This is a genomic window from bacterium, from assembly GCA_026416715.1.
Classification (GTDB): domain Bacteria; phylum UBP4; class UBA4092; order JAOAEQ01; family JAOAEQ01; genus JAOAEQ01.
In genome coordinates this window covers 45,444-64,354 of the sequence record JAOAEQ010000003.1, presented here as the reverse complement: position 1 = coordinate 64,354, position 18,911 = coordinate 45,444, and the positions used below count along the sequence as shown (strand labels likewise).

Genomic DNA, 18,911 nt, shown 5'->3' with positions numbered 1-18,911 from the left:
AATTCGAAATTCAACAAAATAGAGGTTATTTTTCATATCAAAGTAAATCATTCACTCATTCCAACTCGCTATGGAAAATAAAACAATACAATCGATTATTATTCCGGTTGCTGGTATGACCTGCGCACATTGCGCTCGGAGTATCGAGAAGTTCGTTTCCGAACTGCCCGGCGTAAAATCAGCGGTGGTAAATTTTGCTAACGAACAAGTAGCAATTACCTATGATGCGAGCCAAACCGGTCTGCCCCAATTCATTGCGGCAATTCGTGAAGCAGGATTTGATATCGCTCCCGAAACCTATTCCCCAGAACGAGAATTTAAGCGGGTGAAAAAAAAGTTTATTATCAGCGCCATTCTAACCACAATCATTATGCTCGGTAGTATGGCACATATGATATCTGGGCTTCGAGCGATTCCGAATCAGGTTATTAATCTGGTCTTATTCCTGCTCACCACGCCGGTTCTTTTCTGGGCAGGAAGCCCATTCCTTCGTGGATTCTGGTCAGCGACGAAACATAAAACCGCTGATATGAATACGCTAGTTACCGTTGGCACTGTTTCCGCTTATTTATATAGCACCATTGCAACTTTTTATTCGCTATTTGATGTTCACCCGAGCCATTCAGCTGGTTCGATGCACCTTAGCGCCAATATCTATTTTGATACTACTGCTACGATTATCACCCTGATTTTGCTTGGAAAACTTTTAGAATCGCGAGCGAAGCGTCAAACATCATCTGCGATTCGGAAACTAACCGCATTACAACCCAAATCCGCTCGTGTTATTCGCAACGAAACTGAAGTAGACCTTCCACTTGATGAAATTCTAGTTGGTGATATTATCATAGTTCGCCCAGGAGAAAAGATTCCTGTTGATGGAATTATCATTGATGGAACGTCCGCCGTAGATGAATCGATGCTAACGGGAGAAAGTATCCCAGTTGAAAAACAGGTTGGTGATGCGGTTATCGGCGCAACCATCAATATCCACGGGGTATTGAAAGTTCGTGCAACCAAGGTTGGAAAAGAAACAATGCTCGCACAAATCGTTGCTCTCGTTCAGCAAACGCAATTGCAGAAACCATCAATTCAACGTTTTGCGGATCGCGTTGCCGGGATTTTCGTTCCGTTGGTTATCAGCATTGCCAGCATAACGTTTCTGTTATGGTTATTATTGGGTCCGAAACCATCGTTAGGATTTGCGCTCATGAATTTTGTCTCAGTATTAATCATTGCCTGTCCTTGTGCACTGGGTTTAGCTACTCCAACAGCGGTTATCGTTGGAACCGGGAAAGGGGCGGAACTCGGCATTTTAATCCGCAATATTGATAGTTTGGAAAAAGCACAGCAGATTGATACCGTAGTTTTCGATAAAACCGGAACCCTTACCCAAGGGAAGTTACAGGTTACTGATTTTGTTGTAAATTTCGGTTCTACCGATGCGAATACGACACCATCCCTACAAACGCCGGAAACGGATTTGCTGGTTTTAGTCGCATCACTTGAGAATGCGTCCGAACATCCAATTAGCGATGCGATCGTTACATATGCTGTTAAACAGGGAATCAAACCGGTTGAAGTGGCAGAATTCAAGGTTGACCCTGGGTTGGGATTAAGTGGGATAGTGAACGGAAGAAAAATATTAATTGGAAATAAAAAATTTATGGAGTTAAATGAAATCAAGATTTTCGAGTCGAGTCCAGACGATGGTAGTTCCCGATTCATCAAGGCTATTGATGACTTATCAGCACAGGGGAAAACGATTATGGTTATTGCTGTTGATGGCAAACCAGCTGGAATCATAGCGGTGGCAGATACTCTTAAACCAACTGCGAAAGAGGTTATTGCACAACTGGAATCCCTCAGATTGACCACTATCCTGCTTACCGGAGACAATCAAAAAACTGCTACGGCAATCGCAAACCAACTCGGGATGAATCGGATTATTGCAGAAGTGCTTCCACAAGAAAAAGCAAACGAAATTAAACACTTACAACAGCAGGGACATATCGTTGCGTTTGTTGGCGATGGGATAAACGATGCACCGGCGTTAACTCAAGCGGATATCGGACTCGCACTTAGTTCCGGCTCTGATATCGCAATCGAATCTGCGGATATAACCCTGATTACAAATGACTTGAAAAGTGTTCCAATAGCTATACAGTTATCCCGAGAAACCATGAAAACGATTAAGCAAAATCTATTCTGGGCGTTTATCTACAATCTTATCGGAATCCCTATTGCCGCAGGGGTTCTCTACCCATTTTTCGGAATCCTACTCAACCCTATCTACGCAGCAGCAGCGATGGCGTTCTCCTCAGTATCAGTGATTACCAATTCGCTCCGTTTACGAAAATTTCGGGCTCAAACTCCAGACCCTGGAATTTGAACCGAATGAAGTGTAAATCTTCCATTCATTGAAATATCCAGTCGTATCTACGAAGGAAATGAACATAAAATAACTATCTCTCACCAAATTTTACTCAATTTGCTTGGTTAATCCCAGCAAATTGTGCTATAAATATATACTAACAAGAGAAATATACGTTTTATTAACCTAGCAAGTTTTAATAGATTTCATAATATACTCAGCTTTTCTAGCCTGAAAATACATACAGGATAATTGTACACGAAATCCTAGGCACAAGCTGGTTGATAGATTTTTCCGGTCAATTTTTTATTGCTGGTTTTATGGGACAAAACATGTTCAGATACAACCAAAGAAACACAGTGCTCAGAATCTGCGTGATATTTCTATATCTATGCATCAGTACAGCGGTTCAAGCAGATATTATTAAACTTAAATCCGGCTCATCGCTATCTGGAGTAATTATTGCGCAAGATAGTACCTTTATCCAGTTTCGAACAAATGTCGGGGTTATCTCTTTACCACTAAGTTCTATTGTTGCTATCGAAAAGGAAACACCTGAAGCAAATTATATTCGCGCAGGAGATTTAGCGGTTGAAAAAGGTGAATTGGATAAGGCGACAACGCAATATGCCTTAGCGTTACAACTCAATCCAAATTCAACGGAAGCGAATGAAAAATTGAAAACTATCTCTGCGAAACTCGACCAACTCAAATGGGAACGCCTTGCACCCTACTTTAGCGATGGAGAAAAAATGGTTCAACAAGGGCGATTTAAAGAAGCGATCGCTTTTTATCAAGAGATTTATGCTAAGAATCCGAATCCGGTCTTAATGGACGCAGCACGGAAAAAACTTGCCCAGACCTACTATCAGCTCGGAAAATACAAACTTGACCATATCAGCAAAGCAGAAGCGATTTCTGCATTTCAGAAATCAATTGAATATGACCGGACTAATCCGGAAGTATATTTTTCATTAGGCAGTGTTTATCTTACTCTAGCCCAACGTGAACAAGATGCGGTTGAACAATTCACATACGGGCTGCAACTCCAGCCCAACAATCGGAGTGCGTTATGGCAACGAGCTGAAGCTTATTTTCGGCTCGGCAAATTTAACGAATCGATAGCAGATTATAAACAGGTATTAAGCCAGGAAACCAGCGATGCGGTTAAACAAGTTTTAACCAAACAAATTGCAGCTGCTTATCTCGAGCTTGGAAGAAATGCGGTCACACTCAATGCTTTCGATACCGCTGTCTATTATTTTAGTGAAGCGCTGATATATCGTCCGGAATTCGGTTTAGCATATTACGAACTTGGCGCGATTCAATATAAACAGAATAACTTTGACTCTGCCTTATCTATGCTAGAAAAAGCTGTACAGCTTGAACCGAATCGGACTGAAATTCATCGTCTACTGGGCGATACGAACGTTAAATTGCAACGATTTGCGGAAGCGATAAAACGATACCAGCGGGCGACAGAATTAGCGCCGAGTGATAGTGCAATCTGGACTTCGCTAGCAGATACATATCGCTATCGTGGAATGTATTCTGACGCCACCAAAAACTATTACAAAGCGCTCGAACTCGAACCGAACTATTATCCTGCTCACTATGGAATAGCAATGACATTTGAAGGGATGCAGAAGTATGATGAAGCGATAACGCATTATCGTCGGGCGACTGAGATTCGACCGGATGAAATTCAGGCGCATCTAGCGCTCGGGACAATTTTATATCGGCAGTTTAAACAATATGACCTCGCACGAAAAGAATTTGAAATTGTCCTTCAGGCAAATCCACAGAATCCAATTGCGCATTTTGCATTAGGACAAATTAACATTGCTGAAGGATATTATTCGAATGCGATTGGCAATTTTCAGGATGCATTAAAATATAAACCAGACTATGCCGAAGCATATGCGGAAATGGGAAAAGCGTATCGGTATAAGAAAAACTATGAATTTGCAATTGAAGCTTATAGTAAAGCGACGGCGATAAATCCAAATCTCGCTGAACCGTATCAAGGGTTAGGAATTCTTTACCATCAAGTATATCAGGATTATCCCAAAGCACTCCAAAACTATGAGCAATTTTTAAAAGTTGGCGGTCGTGATCCGCAAGTCAACTCTTGGATAGAAGAAGTCAAATTGACATTGAAAGAAAAGAAATAACCAGTTTAGATAAGCCGAAAATTTATGCCTACTCCAGCACTGATGGAACTTTAAAAAATCCATCATGTTCCTCAGGTGCATTTTTCAACATCTCTTGCCTTTCAGGAGATGGGTGCATGATATCTTCGCGAAAAACATTCCGTAGCGCTATCACATGTGAGGTTGGTTCTACTTCCGATGTATCCAGTTCGTTTATTTTTTCGACATAGGTTAAAATCTGGTTTAAATCTTTTTGAAACTCAAGTTTTTCTGATTCGGTTAATTTCAATCGTGCTAATTGCGCTATATGTTCTACATCTTGAATCGATACCGACATAATTCTCACCTCAATAGCGGATAAAATTAACATTCGACATTTTAACGATTACCTAAACCTATCCTTTTCACTTCTAACCTCAAATTACGCTTCATCTTCCTCTTCTTGAATTTCTTCAACGTTTTCATCTTCATCCGTATGGGAAATACCTGTTAAATGTTCAACATGCGGCACCATATCCAGTTCAGTATGCGATTCTTCAAGTTCTTCTTCAATAATCGGTTTATGAACAGGTTTCGGTGGCGTACCGGAAGCAACTTTTTTCAATTTCGCATATTTAACCATCAAAGTTTTTAGTTTTTCTTCTTTATAAAATTGAACAACAACCTTGGCTTTATCTTCGGAACCGCTCCGATGCATAACCACGCCTAATCCCCATTTGGGATGTTCAACTTTATCATTGATATTGAATTCAACGATATGTTCAGAATTTTCGGAAACCATAGGTATACCTCCAATTAGTATTGCTATAATATTTTGCCATAGAAGGTGCTATTTTGGATAGTGGATAGAACTTTTTTTGCCATTCGGGATTAATTTCAACTAAAAAACGAGACGGAGGATTATAAACAATCTGGCCATACTGGCGACGTGAACTTGCTGCGGTTAATATCACCTGTTCTTTTGCGCGCGTTAACCCGACATAACACAGCCGACGTTCTTCCTCAATTTCATCGGTGAACTCGAGATGGTCTTCGTCGCGAACACAGGGAAATAAATTCTCCTCCATTCCAATCATGAACACGAGCGGGAATTCAAGTCCTTTAGCACTATGCAGTGTCATCAATTGAACCGCATCCGTAGCTTCTGTATGAATATCCATATTGGTTAGTAGTGAAACTTCATTGAGAAACGCAGCTAAGGTTTTATCTTCGCTACGGAGCTCAAATTCGGTTACTGCAGAAACTAATTCTTTCACATTCTCAATCCGTGATTCGCCATCTTCCGGATCGAATGATTTTAAATACTCAAAATAATCGAGGCGGTCAATAATGGTTTTAACCAAATCATGGACTGGTAGGTTATCCATCGCATTGCGGAATGATTCAATAAGTGTAACAAAATGAATAATTTTACTTCTCACTCCCGAATGAAGAGAGGGAATATCTTTGATATGTTCTAACACGTAATACAGCGATATCTGCTTCTCTGCGGCGAACTGTTTCAACCGGGTAATCGTGCTATTTCCAATCCCTCGACCGGGAACATTAATGATTCGTTCTAACGCGATTTCATCTGCTGGATTGATTAAGAGACGTAGATATGCGATAATATCCTTAATTTCTTTTCGTTCATAGAATCGGATACCACTAACGATGGTATAGGGAATTCGAGCCCGGCGAAGCATATCTTCCAATACACGGGATTGGGCATGGGTACGATAAAAAATTGCTACCTGACGCCATTTCCTTTTCCCCTGGTTTTTCCAGTTTAGCAATTGCTGGCAAACCCAATCAGACTCGGTGAGTTCATCCGGTGCGTAGAAAAATTCAGGTTGTGCTCCGGACTGGCGCGTCGTTTTTAATACTTTCCTATGCCGCCGTGGATTTTTGCTAATGAGCCGATTCGCTGCTGCAAGTATTTGGGGTGTTGACCGATAGTTCTGCTCGAGCATAATTACTTTAACTTCTGGATAATCTTTTTCGAAATTAAGAATATTTCGAATATCTGCACCACGCCACCCGTAAATACTCTGGTCATCATCACCAACCACACAGATCTGCCGTTGTGGTTCAGCTAGTTTCTTTATCAAAACATATTGTGCGTGATTGGTATCTTGATATTCATCAACTAAAATATGACGAAATTGGTCTTGATATCTACGCAGCACTTCGGGGAACCGTTCAAACAATTGCACGGTTAAACTCAGTAAATCATCGAAATCGACCGCATCGTTTTTCTTGAGATGGTCTTGATATTTCACATAGATATTTTTAACTAGGTTGAGAAAAAAATCATCTTTCCCATCATAAAAATTTTCCGGTGGAATCAGTTTATTTTTTGCCCGTGAAATCTCTCCGAGTACTGCTCGCGGATTGAGTTGTTTCGTATCATACCCGAGTTCATCAAAACAATCTCGGATGAGTGATAATTGGTCATCAGTGTCATAAATGCTAAATTCAGGAGTATAACCGAGTAGATGAATATGCCGCCGTAATATGCGAACACAAGCGCTGTGAAAAGTACTAATCCACATTCGCGGTAAATCTGTGCCTAGTAGATGCGCAACCCGTGATTTCATTTCATCGGCTGCTTTGTTCGTAAACGTAACCGCAAGCAATTCTGCCGGACGAACAATGTTCTGTTCAATGAGATACCCGATTCGATAGGTGATAACGCGAGTTTTCCCACTTCCAGCGCCAGCGAGAACTAATAGCGGACCCTCTAGATAGGTTACCGCTTCTCGCTGTTGTGGATTTAAATCTTTCAGTAAATTATGCATAGGTGGATACTGCGAAATAATAAACCCGTTCTATAGAATGTAGAACGGGTTCGGTGGTATACAACAATACCATTGTTACTCGCATTACAATCGCTTAATTTTTTCAATGAGTGTTGTTGTCGAAAACCCTTGAACTAATGGAATGGTGAAAACCTTACCACCATACGCTAACACTTCTTTATACCCTACGATTTCGTCTAACGTATAATCTCCGCCTTTCACTAATACGTCCGGCCGTAAAAGAAGTATGGTAGCTAATGGAATCGTTTCTTGAAAAAACGTTACATAATCGACACATTCTAACGCTGCAAGCATTTCGGCTCGATCCTGTTGACCGAGAATCGGCCGCGTACTCCCTTTCAATTCTTGCACCGATTCATCCGTGTTAATAGCTACGATAAGTTTATCTCCTAGCTGCCGCGCTTGCTGTAGTAACCGCACATGACCGATATGGATTATGTCGAAACAACCGTTAGTAAAAACGATTTTTTCCCCTTGTTGTTGTAGTTGTACAATAATCGGTTTGAGATTTTCGCGCGCGATAATTTTTGTGCGAGTATCACGGTTCATAAGAATCTTTGATAACAACCTAAAGTCTATTTAAATAGTTCTTCCTCGACCAATTCACAGATGATATGACCTAGCGTAATATGAGCTTCCTGAATTCGTGGAGTAATTGCGGTTGGTATAATCACGCTAATATCAACAAGCGTTGCTAAGGTTCCGCCGGTACCACCGGTTAATCCGACAGTTTTTAATCCCATAGATTTAGCAAATTCAACCGCTCGATTTACATTCGCTGCATTACCACTGGTGCTGATGGCGATAACCAGGTCTTGTTGGGTTGCGAGCGCTTCAAGTTGACGAACGAATACTTGCTCGTATCCATAATCATTGGCTACTCCAGTTACAATAGAAGTATTAACGGTTAACGCAATTGCAGGTAAACCTTTTCTTTCTTTCATAAACCGACCGACGAATTCCGCGGCAATATGCTGCGCATCGGCGGCACTCCCGCCATTTCCAAATAAAATAACTTTCCCTCCACGATGATAAGTTGCAATGATTTCCGTTATAATCTGTGCAATATTGTTTACAATCCCATCATCGAGCAATAACGTTTTAATCTCAATACCTTCTTGAATTCGTTGTTTGATTCTTGCGTTCATAAGCGAGCCAGAATTTAGTAGGTTTGGTTTAAGATTGCGAGGTAGGATATACTAATACCTTGAGGTAACCCCGCGAAGTAAATTTGATTCCAGAATAAATTCCGTTATCTATCGCTACAATATATTTTTTATGGTTTTTGCGTAAATAAACGATCGAGAATTTCTCCCCAGTCTTTTCGGGTATCTAAATATTTTCCAATACAATACCCGATAGTAACACAGACGATAACCAACACAGTTTTCCAAAAATGTAGGGTAACTAAGAGAAGCCCGATGATAAAACCTATTATCAATCCGATAACTGTTCTCGGTCGTCGTTCAAGAAACGATAGAATTACATCCCACATATCCATTTCTCCCAAGATTAAATCCCAATATCAAAATCCAAGTTCTAAATGTTACCCGTTATAGCCAAATCTAATCATACATTGAAACTCGTTTCGATGTATTTGATATTGGTGTTTGGAGCTTATGATTGATTTTATCCTAGGTAATAAAATCAATATCCGAACTTCTCCTAGTTAAACGTCCACGATCAACTATCCGCACAACATATACATTAATCTGTTGGATTTTTTCACTCCCAATCAGATTGAGCATATGGAACTTTATCTGGTCTTCAATCCGTTTGCGTAACTCCGGAATACTGCTATCCGACCACATGGTTACCCGTACATCAAGTTTCCAGCCGGTTTTAGTTAATATTAAATTCGGTCGTAAATCTTTAATTCCATCAATAGTCCGTCCAAGACGCTGGATAAAATCTTCAATAGCAGAGGCAGATACAATGACGTTTCCGGATTCGGTTCTAACCACAATGGTTGGTGAAAGACTATCTCCCCGAATCGCTAAGTAGAGCGTTATCAAACTAACGAGCAATAAAACCAGCCCAGCTAAAAAAGTCGCAACGCGGGTATTAGGATTTTGCTTTAGCATCAATAGGTACTGAGAGATGATGGTTTCAACCGCAATACTCCCTTGCGTAGCAAAAGAATAATGAATCGCAATTGCTGTCAGGATAATGCCAACGCTTAATACTAAAAGAATACAAATTGTTGCTGCGGTTCTCCGAATAAATCGCATCCCCATAGGGTATTCCTTTCCCTATTTTTGTTTATACAAACACGCCTTTTCTATCCGCGAATAACCCCTTAGCGAATATGTCGAAAATCCACTTCCGGTTCAGGCGTACCCCCTTTTTTGGGTTGAACCCCTTCAATATTAACATTCACTTCGACCACAGATAGCCCGGTCATATTTTCTATAGCCCGTTTTACATTCTGCTGTACCAGATAAGAAATTTCCGGAATATTCCGACCATATTCAACGGTAATATATAAATCTATTGCCGCTTCACCATTAGCAATTTCTACCTTAATCCCTTTATTAAAACTTTTTCTGCCGAATACTTCAGCGATTGAAAAGCCTCCTCCCAATCCAAGCACGCCACTCACTTCACTAGCGGCAATTCCAGCAATCGTTCCAACCACTTCATTCTGGATACGTACCGCACCAAGTTCATTTCTTCTATTTTCAACAGTAACCATAATTATCAACCTGATGATACTTTCGCTCTCAACCTATAAATCATAAGTTGATACCGCAAACTTTGTCAAGTGTTAGAAGAAAAAATGTCGCTAAACAAAATCAGGTATACTCGCATTCAGATTTTAAAGTTCGAGTAGTGCTCGACAGGGAGTTGCGCATACACCGACGATTTTTAAAGGGAAAGCATAGAGTTTCGCCGAATCTTTCGGTATATTTTTTAGATTCACTAACGGAGCTAATATTAAAGCACCGGATTTGAATAGGAGACTATTTACTCTAACGGAATTTTTCTGATTGTCGTAACAGGGGATATCTGCCCCGAGTAATGATATTTTCCGGTCGACCACCCACTGCATCGCTTCCGGCGTGAAATAAGGACTCCCGATAACAAAATCAGGGTTGTTCCATTTATCTTCCCAACCGGTAGAAATTAATAGAGCACTGTTCGGTTTAATTTTTTCAGTGTAAGGTCTAAGTTCTTCAACTAAAATAGCTTCCTGAAATCCTTTCGGTTTAAGTTTAATGATATTCGCATCTAAAATAAAGTCTTCAGGATGTAATTGGTCAATACTACGTTCTCCTTTAAAATAATGGGCAGCAGTTTCCAAATAGGTTGCAGTAAGAGAGGTTAAACAAAAAGCATATATATCGTGCTTACCCTGTTCTATTGCTTCAATTTTTTTTATGGTAATTTCCGGTAAATGTGGTCCATAATTCCACATTCCTTCCTGAATCGGACCGGTTATATCAATCCATGCCATAAGCCGTATTACCTTAATAATAGTTTAATAGATTATAACGATTACAAATTAACAATTTTTTAGTTTTATTTTAATGACAATAAACTAATAATATAGTATAACTAACTATTGAGAATTTGTCTATCGTCAATCTTACAAACACTGTTTAATTTATTAACTCAACGGGAATCATCATCCAAAATAACGGCAATGCAACAAGGTAAATAAAAAATTTTCTAAAAGAAAAGAGTTACCAATTCGCTTTTGCATCTCGTGAAATATAAATAAAAAAAAGTTGACAAAGGTAGTAGAAATGTGCTATAAAATATCTAATACGATAATAAGTTTAAAATTATATTTAATTTATTTGTATAGTTAAATAACTTTTGCGTTAATAAGTTTTATGCTGTTCGATTGAGAAAAAAGCATATAAGAGGAGAACAGATTATATTATGAATAGGAACCAATTTATATACAATGGAAAAATAATGCAGAAAAATGAAGTTACTGATTGGCCGATTTACGATAGTCAAGAAAAAAAAGGATTATTGGCAGTTTTAACCTCAAAAAAATGGGGATGTTTAAATGGTAATTTTGTTCAGATGTTCGAACAGAAATTCGCAAAATATCATGGGGCACAATATGGTATTGCTGTTACGAATGGAACTAGCGGGCTAAGAATAGCATTACAAGCCGCAAATATTCAAGCAGGCGATGAAGTTATAGTACCGCCATATACCTTTCTCGCAACAGCAACTGCTGTTTTAGAAGTAAATGCGGTTCCTATTTTTGTTGATATCGAACCAGAAACGTATAATCTCGATCTCGATTTAGTTGAACGCGCAATTACAAAGAAAACGAAAGCGATTATTCCAGTTCATTTTGCGGGTTTACCCGTGGATATGGATAGATTGAATGCAATTGCGAAAAAACATAATTTAATCGTGATCGAAGATGCCTGCCATGCACACGGTGCAGAATGGAAAGGGAAAAAATTAGGTGCCCTCGGTGATATGGGCGTATTCAGTTTTCAATCAACGAAGAATATGACTGCTGGTGAAGGAGGGATAATTCTCACCAACAACAAAACATACGCTAAATTACTCCGTTCTTATGTGAATTGCGGACGAGAAGAAGGCCGAGCATGGTATGCGCATTATCGTTTAGGTGGCAACCATCGAATGACTGAATGGCAGGGAGCAGTATTATTAGCGCAACTCACCCGATTAGATAAACAGACTAAGCAACGCGATACGAATGGATTATATTTAACCCAGCGGTTGAGTAAAATTCCGGGAATTGTCCCATTAAAACGAGGGATAGGTGAAACACGACATTCATACCATTTATACATTTTCAAGTACAAAAAAGAGTTTTTCAATAATATTCCAAAACAGGAGTTCGTTTCGATATTAAATAGAAATGGTATACCAGCAAGTATTGGGTATCCTATCCCATTATATAAACAGCCGTTATTTATAAACCAGAATTTTGGTTCCTATGCAGCGGCAGCAAAAAAAATCAATTATAGAGCAGTATATTGTCCGAACTGTGAAATAGCTTGTAAACAAGAAGCGATATGGTTACCTCAAACGGTTATGTTAGGATCGAAAAAAGATATGGATGATATCGTATATACCATAGAGAGCATTCAACATAAGCTATTACGTTCATAAATAATTGACGATGGTAACTTTTAGTGATATACAATAAATAATATATCAATAAATGAAAGGAGGGAAAGTAATGAAGTTATACGACATGATGTACAACAGTTTCATTTCCAGAATGAAAGGAGGTGAGTTTGAGTTGATGAAATTAATGAAATATATATGTATAGTAGTATTAGTTTGTATCTGTGCGAGTTTTGGGTTCGCAAAAAAATATAGCGACCCACCTGCAGGGCAAGGTACTTCGACTATCGGCATTGGTGGTGATTATGCATCGTTGTTTGAGTGTGCCCAAGATTTCAATACCACTGCTAATACCGGGAGCTGGACCGTAACCATTCTGAATGATTTATACGAACCGAAAAATGTTGCTTTTGGTAATTGGGTACTTGATGCCAGTACGATATTGTTTAAACCGGCTAAACCATTAACAATATCGTTTACCACAACGTTAGATAATGCTGGTATATCCGGCGCTTGGGTTATTGGTCTACAAGAGCTCGATATGCTCTACGGGGCGATGGATTCTACGGCAATTTCAACGAACAATTTTATTATTGATGGTTCAACTACTGCGGGGGGAACCGACCGTAGTTTAACCGTAGTCAATTCGCCTGACCTTGTTGCTGGAGCATTTCCGGTAATATTAGCAGTATACGGCGCATGTACTAATGTACAGGTAAGAAACTGTAATCTCATAAACGCTGCGGTTCTACCTACCGGAACACATTATGTTGTAAACGTACGTGGTCGGCAACCCACTATGCCGTTACTCTATTACTCAACGACATCATCGTTAGCGCCAAAAGATTTCCTGCTTGAAAACTGCTATGTAATGTCAACTGGTACTCCTGGTGGAGCAGGTGGTTCGGTATGTTATGCAATCCAGTTAGGCATCCACGGTGGCGGAGCGTATGCAAACAAACCGACGGGGTGCACGATTAAAAACTGTTTGATTGAAGCGCGGGCACGTGGTATTCACGTTAATTTCCATGATAATGTTACTATCAGCAATAACACCATCCGAGTGAGACAAACGTTGACCAGCGCAGCTACTCCGATAGGAATAGCGATAAATGATGTTGCTGGTAATGGGATAGTAACCATTGCAAACAATGTTATTGACAAGGTTGAGTCATCGAGTCAAACCGGAAGTGTTACGACTGGTCCAACAGGGATTGATCTTTCTTCCTCAGCTAGTCCGACTGCACTTGAAGCCTATGTTTACAACAACATGATTTCGGGTTTGAAATATGTCAATCCTGTAACCACGACTCCGCAGAATGCTGGTATACGCGGTATTGTAGCGTTTAATGCTGCACATGCATCGAGTAAGTATCATATTATGTACAACTCGATTAGTATAGACTCGCAAGAGAATCTAGGGATTACAGTTTCATCCAATAGTTGTTTTGGTATCGGGTTGATTAAAACTGCTCCTACTGGCGCTCGAACCATTAAGAATAATATTGTTCGAATGGCGCAACCTGGTGGACACTGCATTATCTTAGGAAACGCTACTACTGCGAGTAACCTTTATGGCTACGATTATAACAATTACATCAATCTAAACGGAGCCAACCTCGGCAGATTAGGTAGCACTAATTATACTACCTTAGCTGCTTGGACAACCGCACTAGCAGCAGCAGGTAATTTGACCGGAGACCAAAACAGTCAATCTATTGACCCACTTACAACCGCTCCGGGTAGTTGGATTTCAACCACAAACCTGCGTTTTGTTGGTGGTAGTGCATTTCCTCTGAGAGCCGGAACAACGAATTTAACGCCTAGTCCAATTTCTGTAACGACTGACATTGATGGTCAAACCCGTCATAGTTCGACTCCTTGGCCAGGATGCGATGAGCAATACATAGGTAGTACAAATGTTCAACCTGTTCCAGTGGAATTATCGCGATTTGAAACAGAAACATATTAAAGTAAAGTGATAATCTAGGAAGGGAGTTAATACTCTCCCTTCCTTCTTTTAATAACGTCTCTAAAAGGAATCTGAGTATCGTGAAGAAAATTACTCCTAGTCCAGGATACAGTATAACCCTGCGATTAGAAATCCAAAATCGAATCGGGATGCTCGGGAAAATCACCTCGGCAATAGGTGCTGCTGGTGGTGATATGGGTAGTGTTGATATCGTCAGTGTGAATAAAAATATTATTATCCGCGATTTAACGGTAAACGCTGGAAATGAAGAACATGCGCAACAAATAGTTGAAGCTGTGAAACAGATTAAAGGAGTAAAAGTTCTCAATGTTTCCGACCGGGTATTTCTAATTCATCTCGGTGGTAAAATTCAAATTGCGAATAAGATACCATTGAATACACGGGATGCCTTATCTATGGCATATACGCCGGGCGTAGCGCGAGTTTGTAAAGCGATTCAAGAAGACCCGAAAAAAGCGATGTCGTTAACCATAAAAATGAATTCAGTAGCGATAGTCACTGATGGGACGGCTGTTCTGGGTTTAGGTGATATAGGTCCGAAAGCAGCGATGCCGGTTATGGAAGGGAAAGCGATGATATTTAAAGAGTTTGCTAATATCGATGCATTTCCACTTTGTTTGGACACAAAAGATACCGGAGAAATTGTAGCGACCGTGAAACATATCGCGCCTGGATTTGGAGGGATCAATTTAGAAGATATTTCTGCTCCACGGTGTTTCGAAATAGAACAGCGGTTAAAAGAACAGCTTGATATTCCTGTTTTTCACGATGACCAACATGGAACCGCTGTGGTAGTATTAGCTGCATTAATTAACGCTTTAAAAATTGTTGGGAAACGAATGCAGCAATTAAAAGTTGTCATTTCTGGATTAGGTGCCGCTGGAATAGCTTGTGCGAAAATATTCATGCAAGTCGGTATACCAGAAATTATCGGAGTAGATACTACCGGAACATTGTATAAAGGTAGAAAAGAAAACATGAACCCGGTGAAACAATGGTTAGCTGAACGAACCAACCCGAAAATGGTTAAAGGTGATTTAGCGAAAGCGATTCAAGGAGCGGATTTATTTTTAGGGGTTTCAGCGCCTGGGATATTAAAAGTGCATCATATTAAAAAAATGGCGAAGAACCCGATAGTATTTGCATTATCTAATCCGGTTCCAGAAATTTCTTGGGAAGAAGCGGCTCCCCATGTTAAAGTTATGGCAACTGGTCGAAGTGATTATCCTAACCAAATAAACAATGCACTCGGATTCCCCGGTATATTTCGAGGAGCCTTAGATACCCGGGCATCTGAGATTAACGAAGCAATGAAACTTGCAGCAGCACATGCGATAGCAGCAGTGGTAACCAAAAAAGAATTAAACGAAGAATATATCATTCCGAGTATTTTTAACAAGGAAGTTGTTTCTTCCGTATCTGCAGCGGTTGCAGCGGCTGCCTATAAAACCGGGGTGGCGCGTAGAAGACAAAGTATGTTTAAAAAACTAACTATACAACCAAACTCATAAGGCTAATAAATGTGCGTTAATAAGTTAAAGTGAGCTATGAACACTTTGTAAGAAAGCGAGGTGAACAACAATATGATGGTAAACCGATTATCGAATAAGGGATTTACGCTAATTGAGCTCTTGATAGTCGTTGCAATTATCGCGATTCTCGCAGCAATCGCAATTCCGAACTTTTTAGCTGCACAAACCCGGTCAAAAGTTTCTAAGCTAAAAGCAGAATTTAAAACGTTAGCTACTGCGGTTGAAGCGTATTATGTTGATGGAAATACCTATCCAATATATAGAAGTCCATACAATCAAAATGGAGTTTTTGGTGACGATGCTTACGGTTCGAATCGGTTTGATGTACTAACTACGCCAGTTGCTTATATTACCTCTGTACCTCAAGACCCATTTCGGTTTGTCGGTAGTGGCGGCCAAGCAGCTACTTCAGGTATTGGGTATTTCCTCTATTGTTGGGAACGATTTGTTGGACCGGGAGAATCGTCGTATTCGTTAGCAGCAGATGGACCGGGACCGTTTGCCATAATCTGGCATGCTTCGTATTGGGCGTTACGGTCACGGGGACCTGATGGCATCTGGAGTTCATATATTATCCCCAATGATTCGTCGAGATATCAATTACCTTGGCTGAACGACCCGGCACGTGGGTGTATTGATGGAGATGTAACATTACTATCATACGATCCATCAAATGGAACAATCAGTCGCGGTGAAATCTATCGCACGAGTAAGAAGGGACAGTATTAAACTCAAAACGGGAAACCATAAAAACTCAAAAACAGAAAGGCATAAACATATAAAGTTAGGTTCAGGTTGGTTTTGTCTCTTGAAGATTATGTTAAACACAATCTTCGGGATGTAGCGTAGGATAATTTTTTGCTAGAAGATCAACTGATGCGTTAATTTTAAATTAGAAAGGAGGAGAAAAACTTATGACGATGAAGTTTAGTAAATATAGTAAGAGTATACTGATTTCTATAATGGTTATAATTTGTGTGAGTTTTTGTTCCGCTAAAAAGTATAGTGACCCACCAGCGGGACAGGGAACCTCAACTGTTGGTACTACACTTTGTGATTATACCAGTTTATATGAAGCGTCGCTCGATTTTAATACAACTGCTAATACTGGAAATTGGACGCTCGAAATTATGACCGATTTAAGTGAAACGACCTGTGTATTTTTTATGCGTACACTTGGTGCAGGAACTACGGTGACGATTAAACCTGGTTCTGGGGTTAAACCCACGATAACCTTTGGCAACATACCGGATCAAGTGGTTCCGGGTCTTTTGCTAATCGGGGGGACACATAGCGGTTTTACTACCGCTGATGGCACTCTGAACCTAGCAAAAATGGATGGGTTCACTATTGACGGTTCAAACAGCGGAAGTACAACACGGGACCTGACAATTTGCAATACTGTTGGCACACCAACTTCAGCTCGAATTATTTACGTTGTTGGTGATTGTGATAATGTAACCATAAAAAATTGCAATATCATCAACCGATGTAGTAATTCCGCAGTTTACCAGTATGGCGTTGCGTTTGGGATGATTAGTGCTGCTGCACCGGATAGATGGACGGTACAGAATTGTTATATTGCTTGTACGTCCAGTGTTATCGGCGTAGCGGTCGGTTGTGTTTCCGGATTAAATCCTCCTTCAGGAATAGCACCAACCGATTGGTTAATTACGGGTAATACGCTTATTGGTCAGCGAGATACCATTAGATTATTAGCTAACGCTAGTGGAACGATTTCAAATAATCGGATCTGGATCATCGCACCAAATGGATACATTGGTGGTCGAGGTATCAATCACGAAGGGAGTAATAATACAAACTGGACTATTACCATTTGCAATAACAATTTCGATTTTATGACCTGTAGAAATATTACTCCTGGGACTGCTGGTACGAATACACCGCAAAGTATCTCTTGGGGAATTAGCGCGATAGTCCTTCAAGTGAATGGAGTAGGAACCTGTACTTACAATATTTACAATAATATGATGGGCGGGTTCACCTTCACTCCAGCTGCGATTAATCAAAATTATCGAGCAGTAATAGTTCTTTCGACCACAGCGAATGTTAACCTATTCCATAATTCGATTAACATGCCACATTTCGACGGGTTTACTTATACCCCATGGAAATGTTTTGCTTTCGGAGTAAGTACAACTTCAGCACAGCTACCGTATGTTGGAACTATGATTATGAAGAATAATATCGTCCGACAAGCACAGGCAGGCGGGTGTATTCTCTATGTTGGAGTACCTGAAAGTTTACCGAATATCATTTCAGATTATAACAACTGGTACACTGCGGGCTCTGATCCGGTGGTAGCTTTTGTTGGAAGTTCGGCATATACGACGCTCAATGATTGGAAAACGTATAGTGGGAAAGATACGAATTCGCAGGCGGTTGACCCGTTTGCAACCAGCCCGAATTATTGGGTTTCAACCACCGATTTACATTTTACAGGACCGAATCCGGCTCCGTTAACTCCTGGGATACCGATTACTAGCCCGATAATGATTACTACTGATTTTGATGGAAACGCACGGAGTTTAACTGCACCATGGAAAGGATGCGATGAAGTGATATCACCGTTGGTTTATTCTCCGACAATTATTTACACTCGACCAAGTGGTGCGCCAATACCGATAAGTGTTTCTGGCGGGATTGAACCTTTCAATTGGGTAGTAAATGGTGGAGTAGGAACGTTAGATATGAATACCGGCCGAATGGTACAATTTACGCCGGCGGATACTACTGCTACGGGGAATATCACCGTTACCGATGGAGCAGCTCAGACTGCGGTAATTCCTGTATTTGTTACTCCGACATCAGCACCGTTATTTACTGATGTAATGGAAACAAAAGAAACTAGATTCGAAATTTTTGAATAGTACTACAACGAGTTCTCAATATCAAAAGAAGATGTGGAGAAAAATTTCTCCACATCTTCAAAAGATTTACTTTGTAAAATAATCATTTTAAAACTTACTA

Annotated in this window: 15 protein-coding genes and 1 pseudogene; 7 read left to right on the top strand and 9 right to left on the bottom strand. The window is 40.2% G+C overall.

The window, feature by feature from the left end; all coding sequences use genetic code 11:
• Positions 1-70: 70 nt before the first annotated feature.
• Positions 71-2,389, top strand: a complete 2,319-nt coding sequence (locus N3A72_01910) for a heavy metal translocating P-type ATPase (GenBank protein ID MCX7918364.1) — start codon at positions 71-73, stop codon at positions 2,387-2,389.
• A gap of 356 nt (positions 2,390-2,745) precedes the next feature.
• Positions 2,746-4,545 carry a tetratricopeptide repeat protein gene (locus N3A72_01905; protein ID MCX7918363.1) on the top strand — a complete coding sequence of 600 codons (1,800 nt, stop codon included), beginning with the start codon at positions 2,746-2,748 and terminating at the stop codon, positions 4,543-4,545.
• 28 nt (positions 4,546-4,573) lie between these two features.
• On the opposite strand, the gene gatC is transcribed toward N3A72_01905, so the two are convergent.
• From gatC to N3A72_01860, 9 genes are all read right to left on the bottom strand, one after another.
• Positions 4,574-4,861, bottom strand: coding sequence for an Asp-tRNA(Asn)/Glu-tRNA(Gln) amidotransferase subunit GatC (gatC, locus tag N3A72_01900; GenBank protein ID MCX7918362.1), 288 nt, complete (start codon positions 4,859-4,861; stop codon positions 4,574-4,576).
• Positions 4,862-4,945: 84 nt separating this feature from the next.
• Positions 4,946-5,305: a hypothetical protein gene (locus tag N3A72_01895; protein MCX7918361.1), complete on the bottom strand. Its 360-nt coding sequence runs from the start codon at positions 5,303-5,305 to the stop codon at positions 4,946-4,948.
• Complete coding sequence (locus tag N3A72_01890; GenBank protein MCX7918360.1) at positions 5,286-7,304, bottom strand: UvrD-helicase domain-containing protein; 2,019 nt, start codon at positions 7,302-7,304, stop codon at positions 5,286-5,288. Before N3A72_01890 ends, N3A72_01895 begins: the two co-directional genes overlap by 20 nt.
• An 84-nt stretch (positions 7,305-7,388) precedes the next feature.
• Entirely contained in the window at positions 7,389-7,874 is a 486-nt protein-coding gene (gene rfaE2, locus N3A72_01885) for a D-glycero-beta-D-manno-heptose 1-phosphate adenylyltransferase (protein MCX7918359.1), read from the bottom strand.
• Between the two features lie 26 nt (positions 7,875-7,900).
• Entirely contained in the window at positions 7,901-8,473 is a 573-nt protein-coding gene (locus N3A72_01880) for an SIS domain-containing protein (GenBank protein ID MCX7918358.1), read from the bottom strand.
• A gap of 128 nt (positions 8,474-8,601) precedes the next feature.
• Positions 8,602-8,820: a DUF2273 domain-containing protein gene (locus N3A72_01875; protein MCX7918357.1), complete on the bottom strand. Its 219-nt coding sequence runs from the start codon at positions 8,818-8,820 to the stop codon at positions 8,602-8,604.
• A gap of 139 nt (positions 8,821-8,959) precedes the next feature.
• The gene (amaP, locus tag N3A72_01870) at positions 8,960-9,562 is read right to left on the bottom strand and encodes an alkaline shock response membrane anchor protein AmaP (GenBank protein ID MCX7918356.1); all 603 of its coding nucleotides are present in this window, start codon (positions 9,560-9,562) and stop codon (positions 8,960-8,962) included.
• 62 nt (positions 9,563-9,624) lie between these two features.
• Positions 9,625-10,020, bottom strand: coding sequence for an Asp23/Gls24 family envelope stress response protein (locus N3A72_01865; protein ID MCX7918355.1), 396 nt, complete (start codon positions 10,018-10,020; stop codon positions 9,625-9,627).
• 123 nt (positions 10,021-10,143) lie between these two features.
• Positions 10,144-10,782 carry a cyclase family protein gene (locus tag N3A72_01860; GenBank protein MCX7918354.1) on the bottom strand — a complete coding sequence of 213 codons (639 nt, stop codon included), beginning with the start codon at positions 10,780-10,782 and terminating at the stop codon, positions 10,144-10,146.
• Positions 10,783-11,213: 431 nt separating this feature from the next.
• Here N3A72_01860 and N3A72_01855 point away from each other — a divergent pair, with 431 nt between their 5' ends.
• From N3A72_01855 to N3A72_01835, 5 genes and pseudogenes are all read left to right on the top strand, one after another.
• The gene (locus tag N3A72_01855; protein ID MCX7918353.1) at positions 11,214-12,437 is read left to right on the top strand and encodes a DegT/DnrJ/EryC1/StrS family aminotransferase; all 1,224 of its coding nucleotides are present in this window, start codon (positions 11,214-11,216) and stop codon (positions 12,435-12,437) included.
• 136 nt (positions 12,438-12,573) lie between these two features.
• Complete coding sequence (locus N3A72_01850; GenBank protein MCX7918352.1) at positions 12,574-14,367, top strand: hypothetical protein; 1,794 nt, start codon at positions 12,574-12,576, stop codon at positions 14,365-14,367.
• Between the two features lie 89 nt (positions 14,368-14,456).
• Positions 14,457-15,899 carry an NAD-dependent malic enzyme gene (locus N3A72_01845; GenBank protein ID MCX7918351.1) on the top strand — a complete coding sequence of 481 codons (1,443 nt, stop codon included), beginning with the start codon at positions 14,457-14,459 and terminating at the stop codon, positions 15,897-15,899.
• 75 nt (positions 15,900-15,974) lie between these two features.
• A pseudogene (locus tag N3A72_01840) lies at positions 15,975-16,073 on the top strand (prepilin-type N-terminal cleavage/methylation domain-containing protein).
• Between the two features lie 761 nt (positions 16,074-16,834).
• A complete protein-coding gene (locus tag N3A72_01835; GenBank protein MCX7918350.1) occupies positions 16,835-18,811 on the top strand; it encodes a hypothetical protein in 1,977 nt (658 codons plus the stop codon).
• The last annotated feature ends 100 nt before the right edge of the window (positions 18,812-18,911 follow it).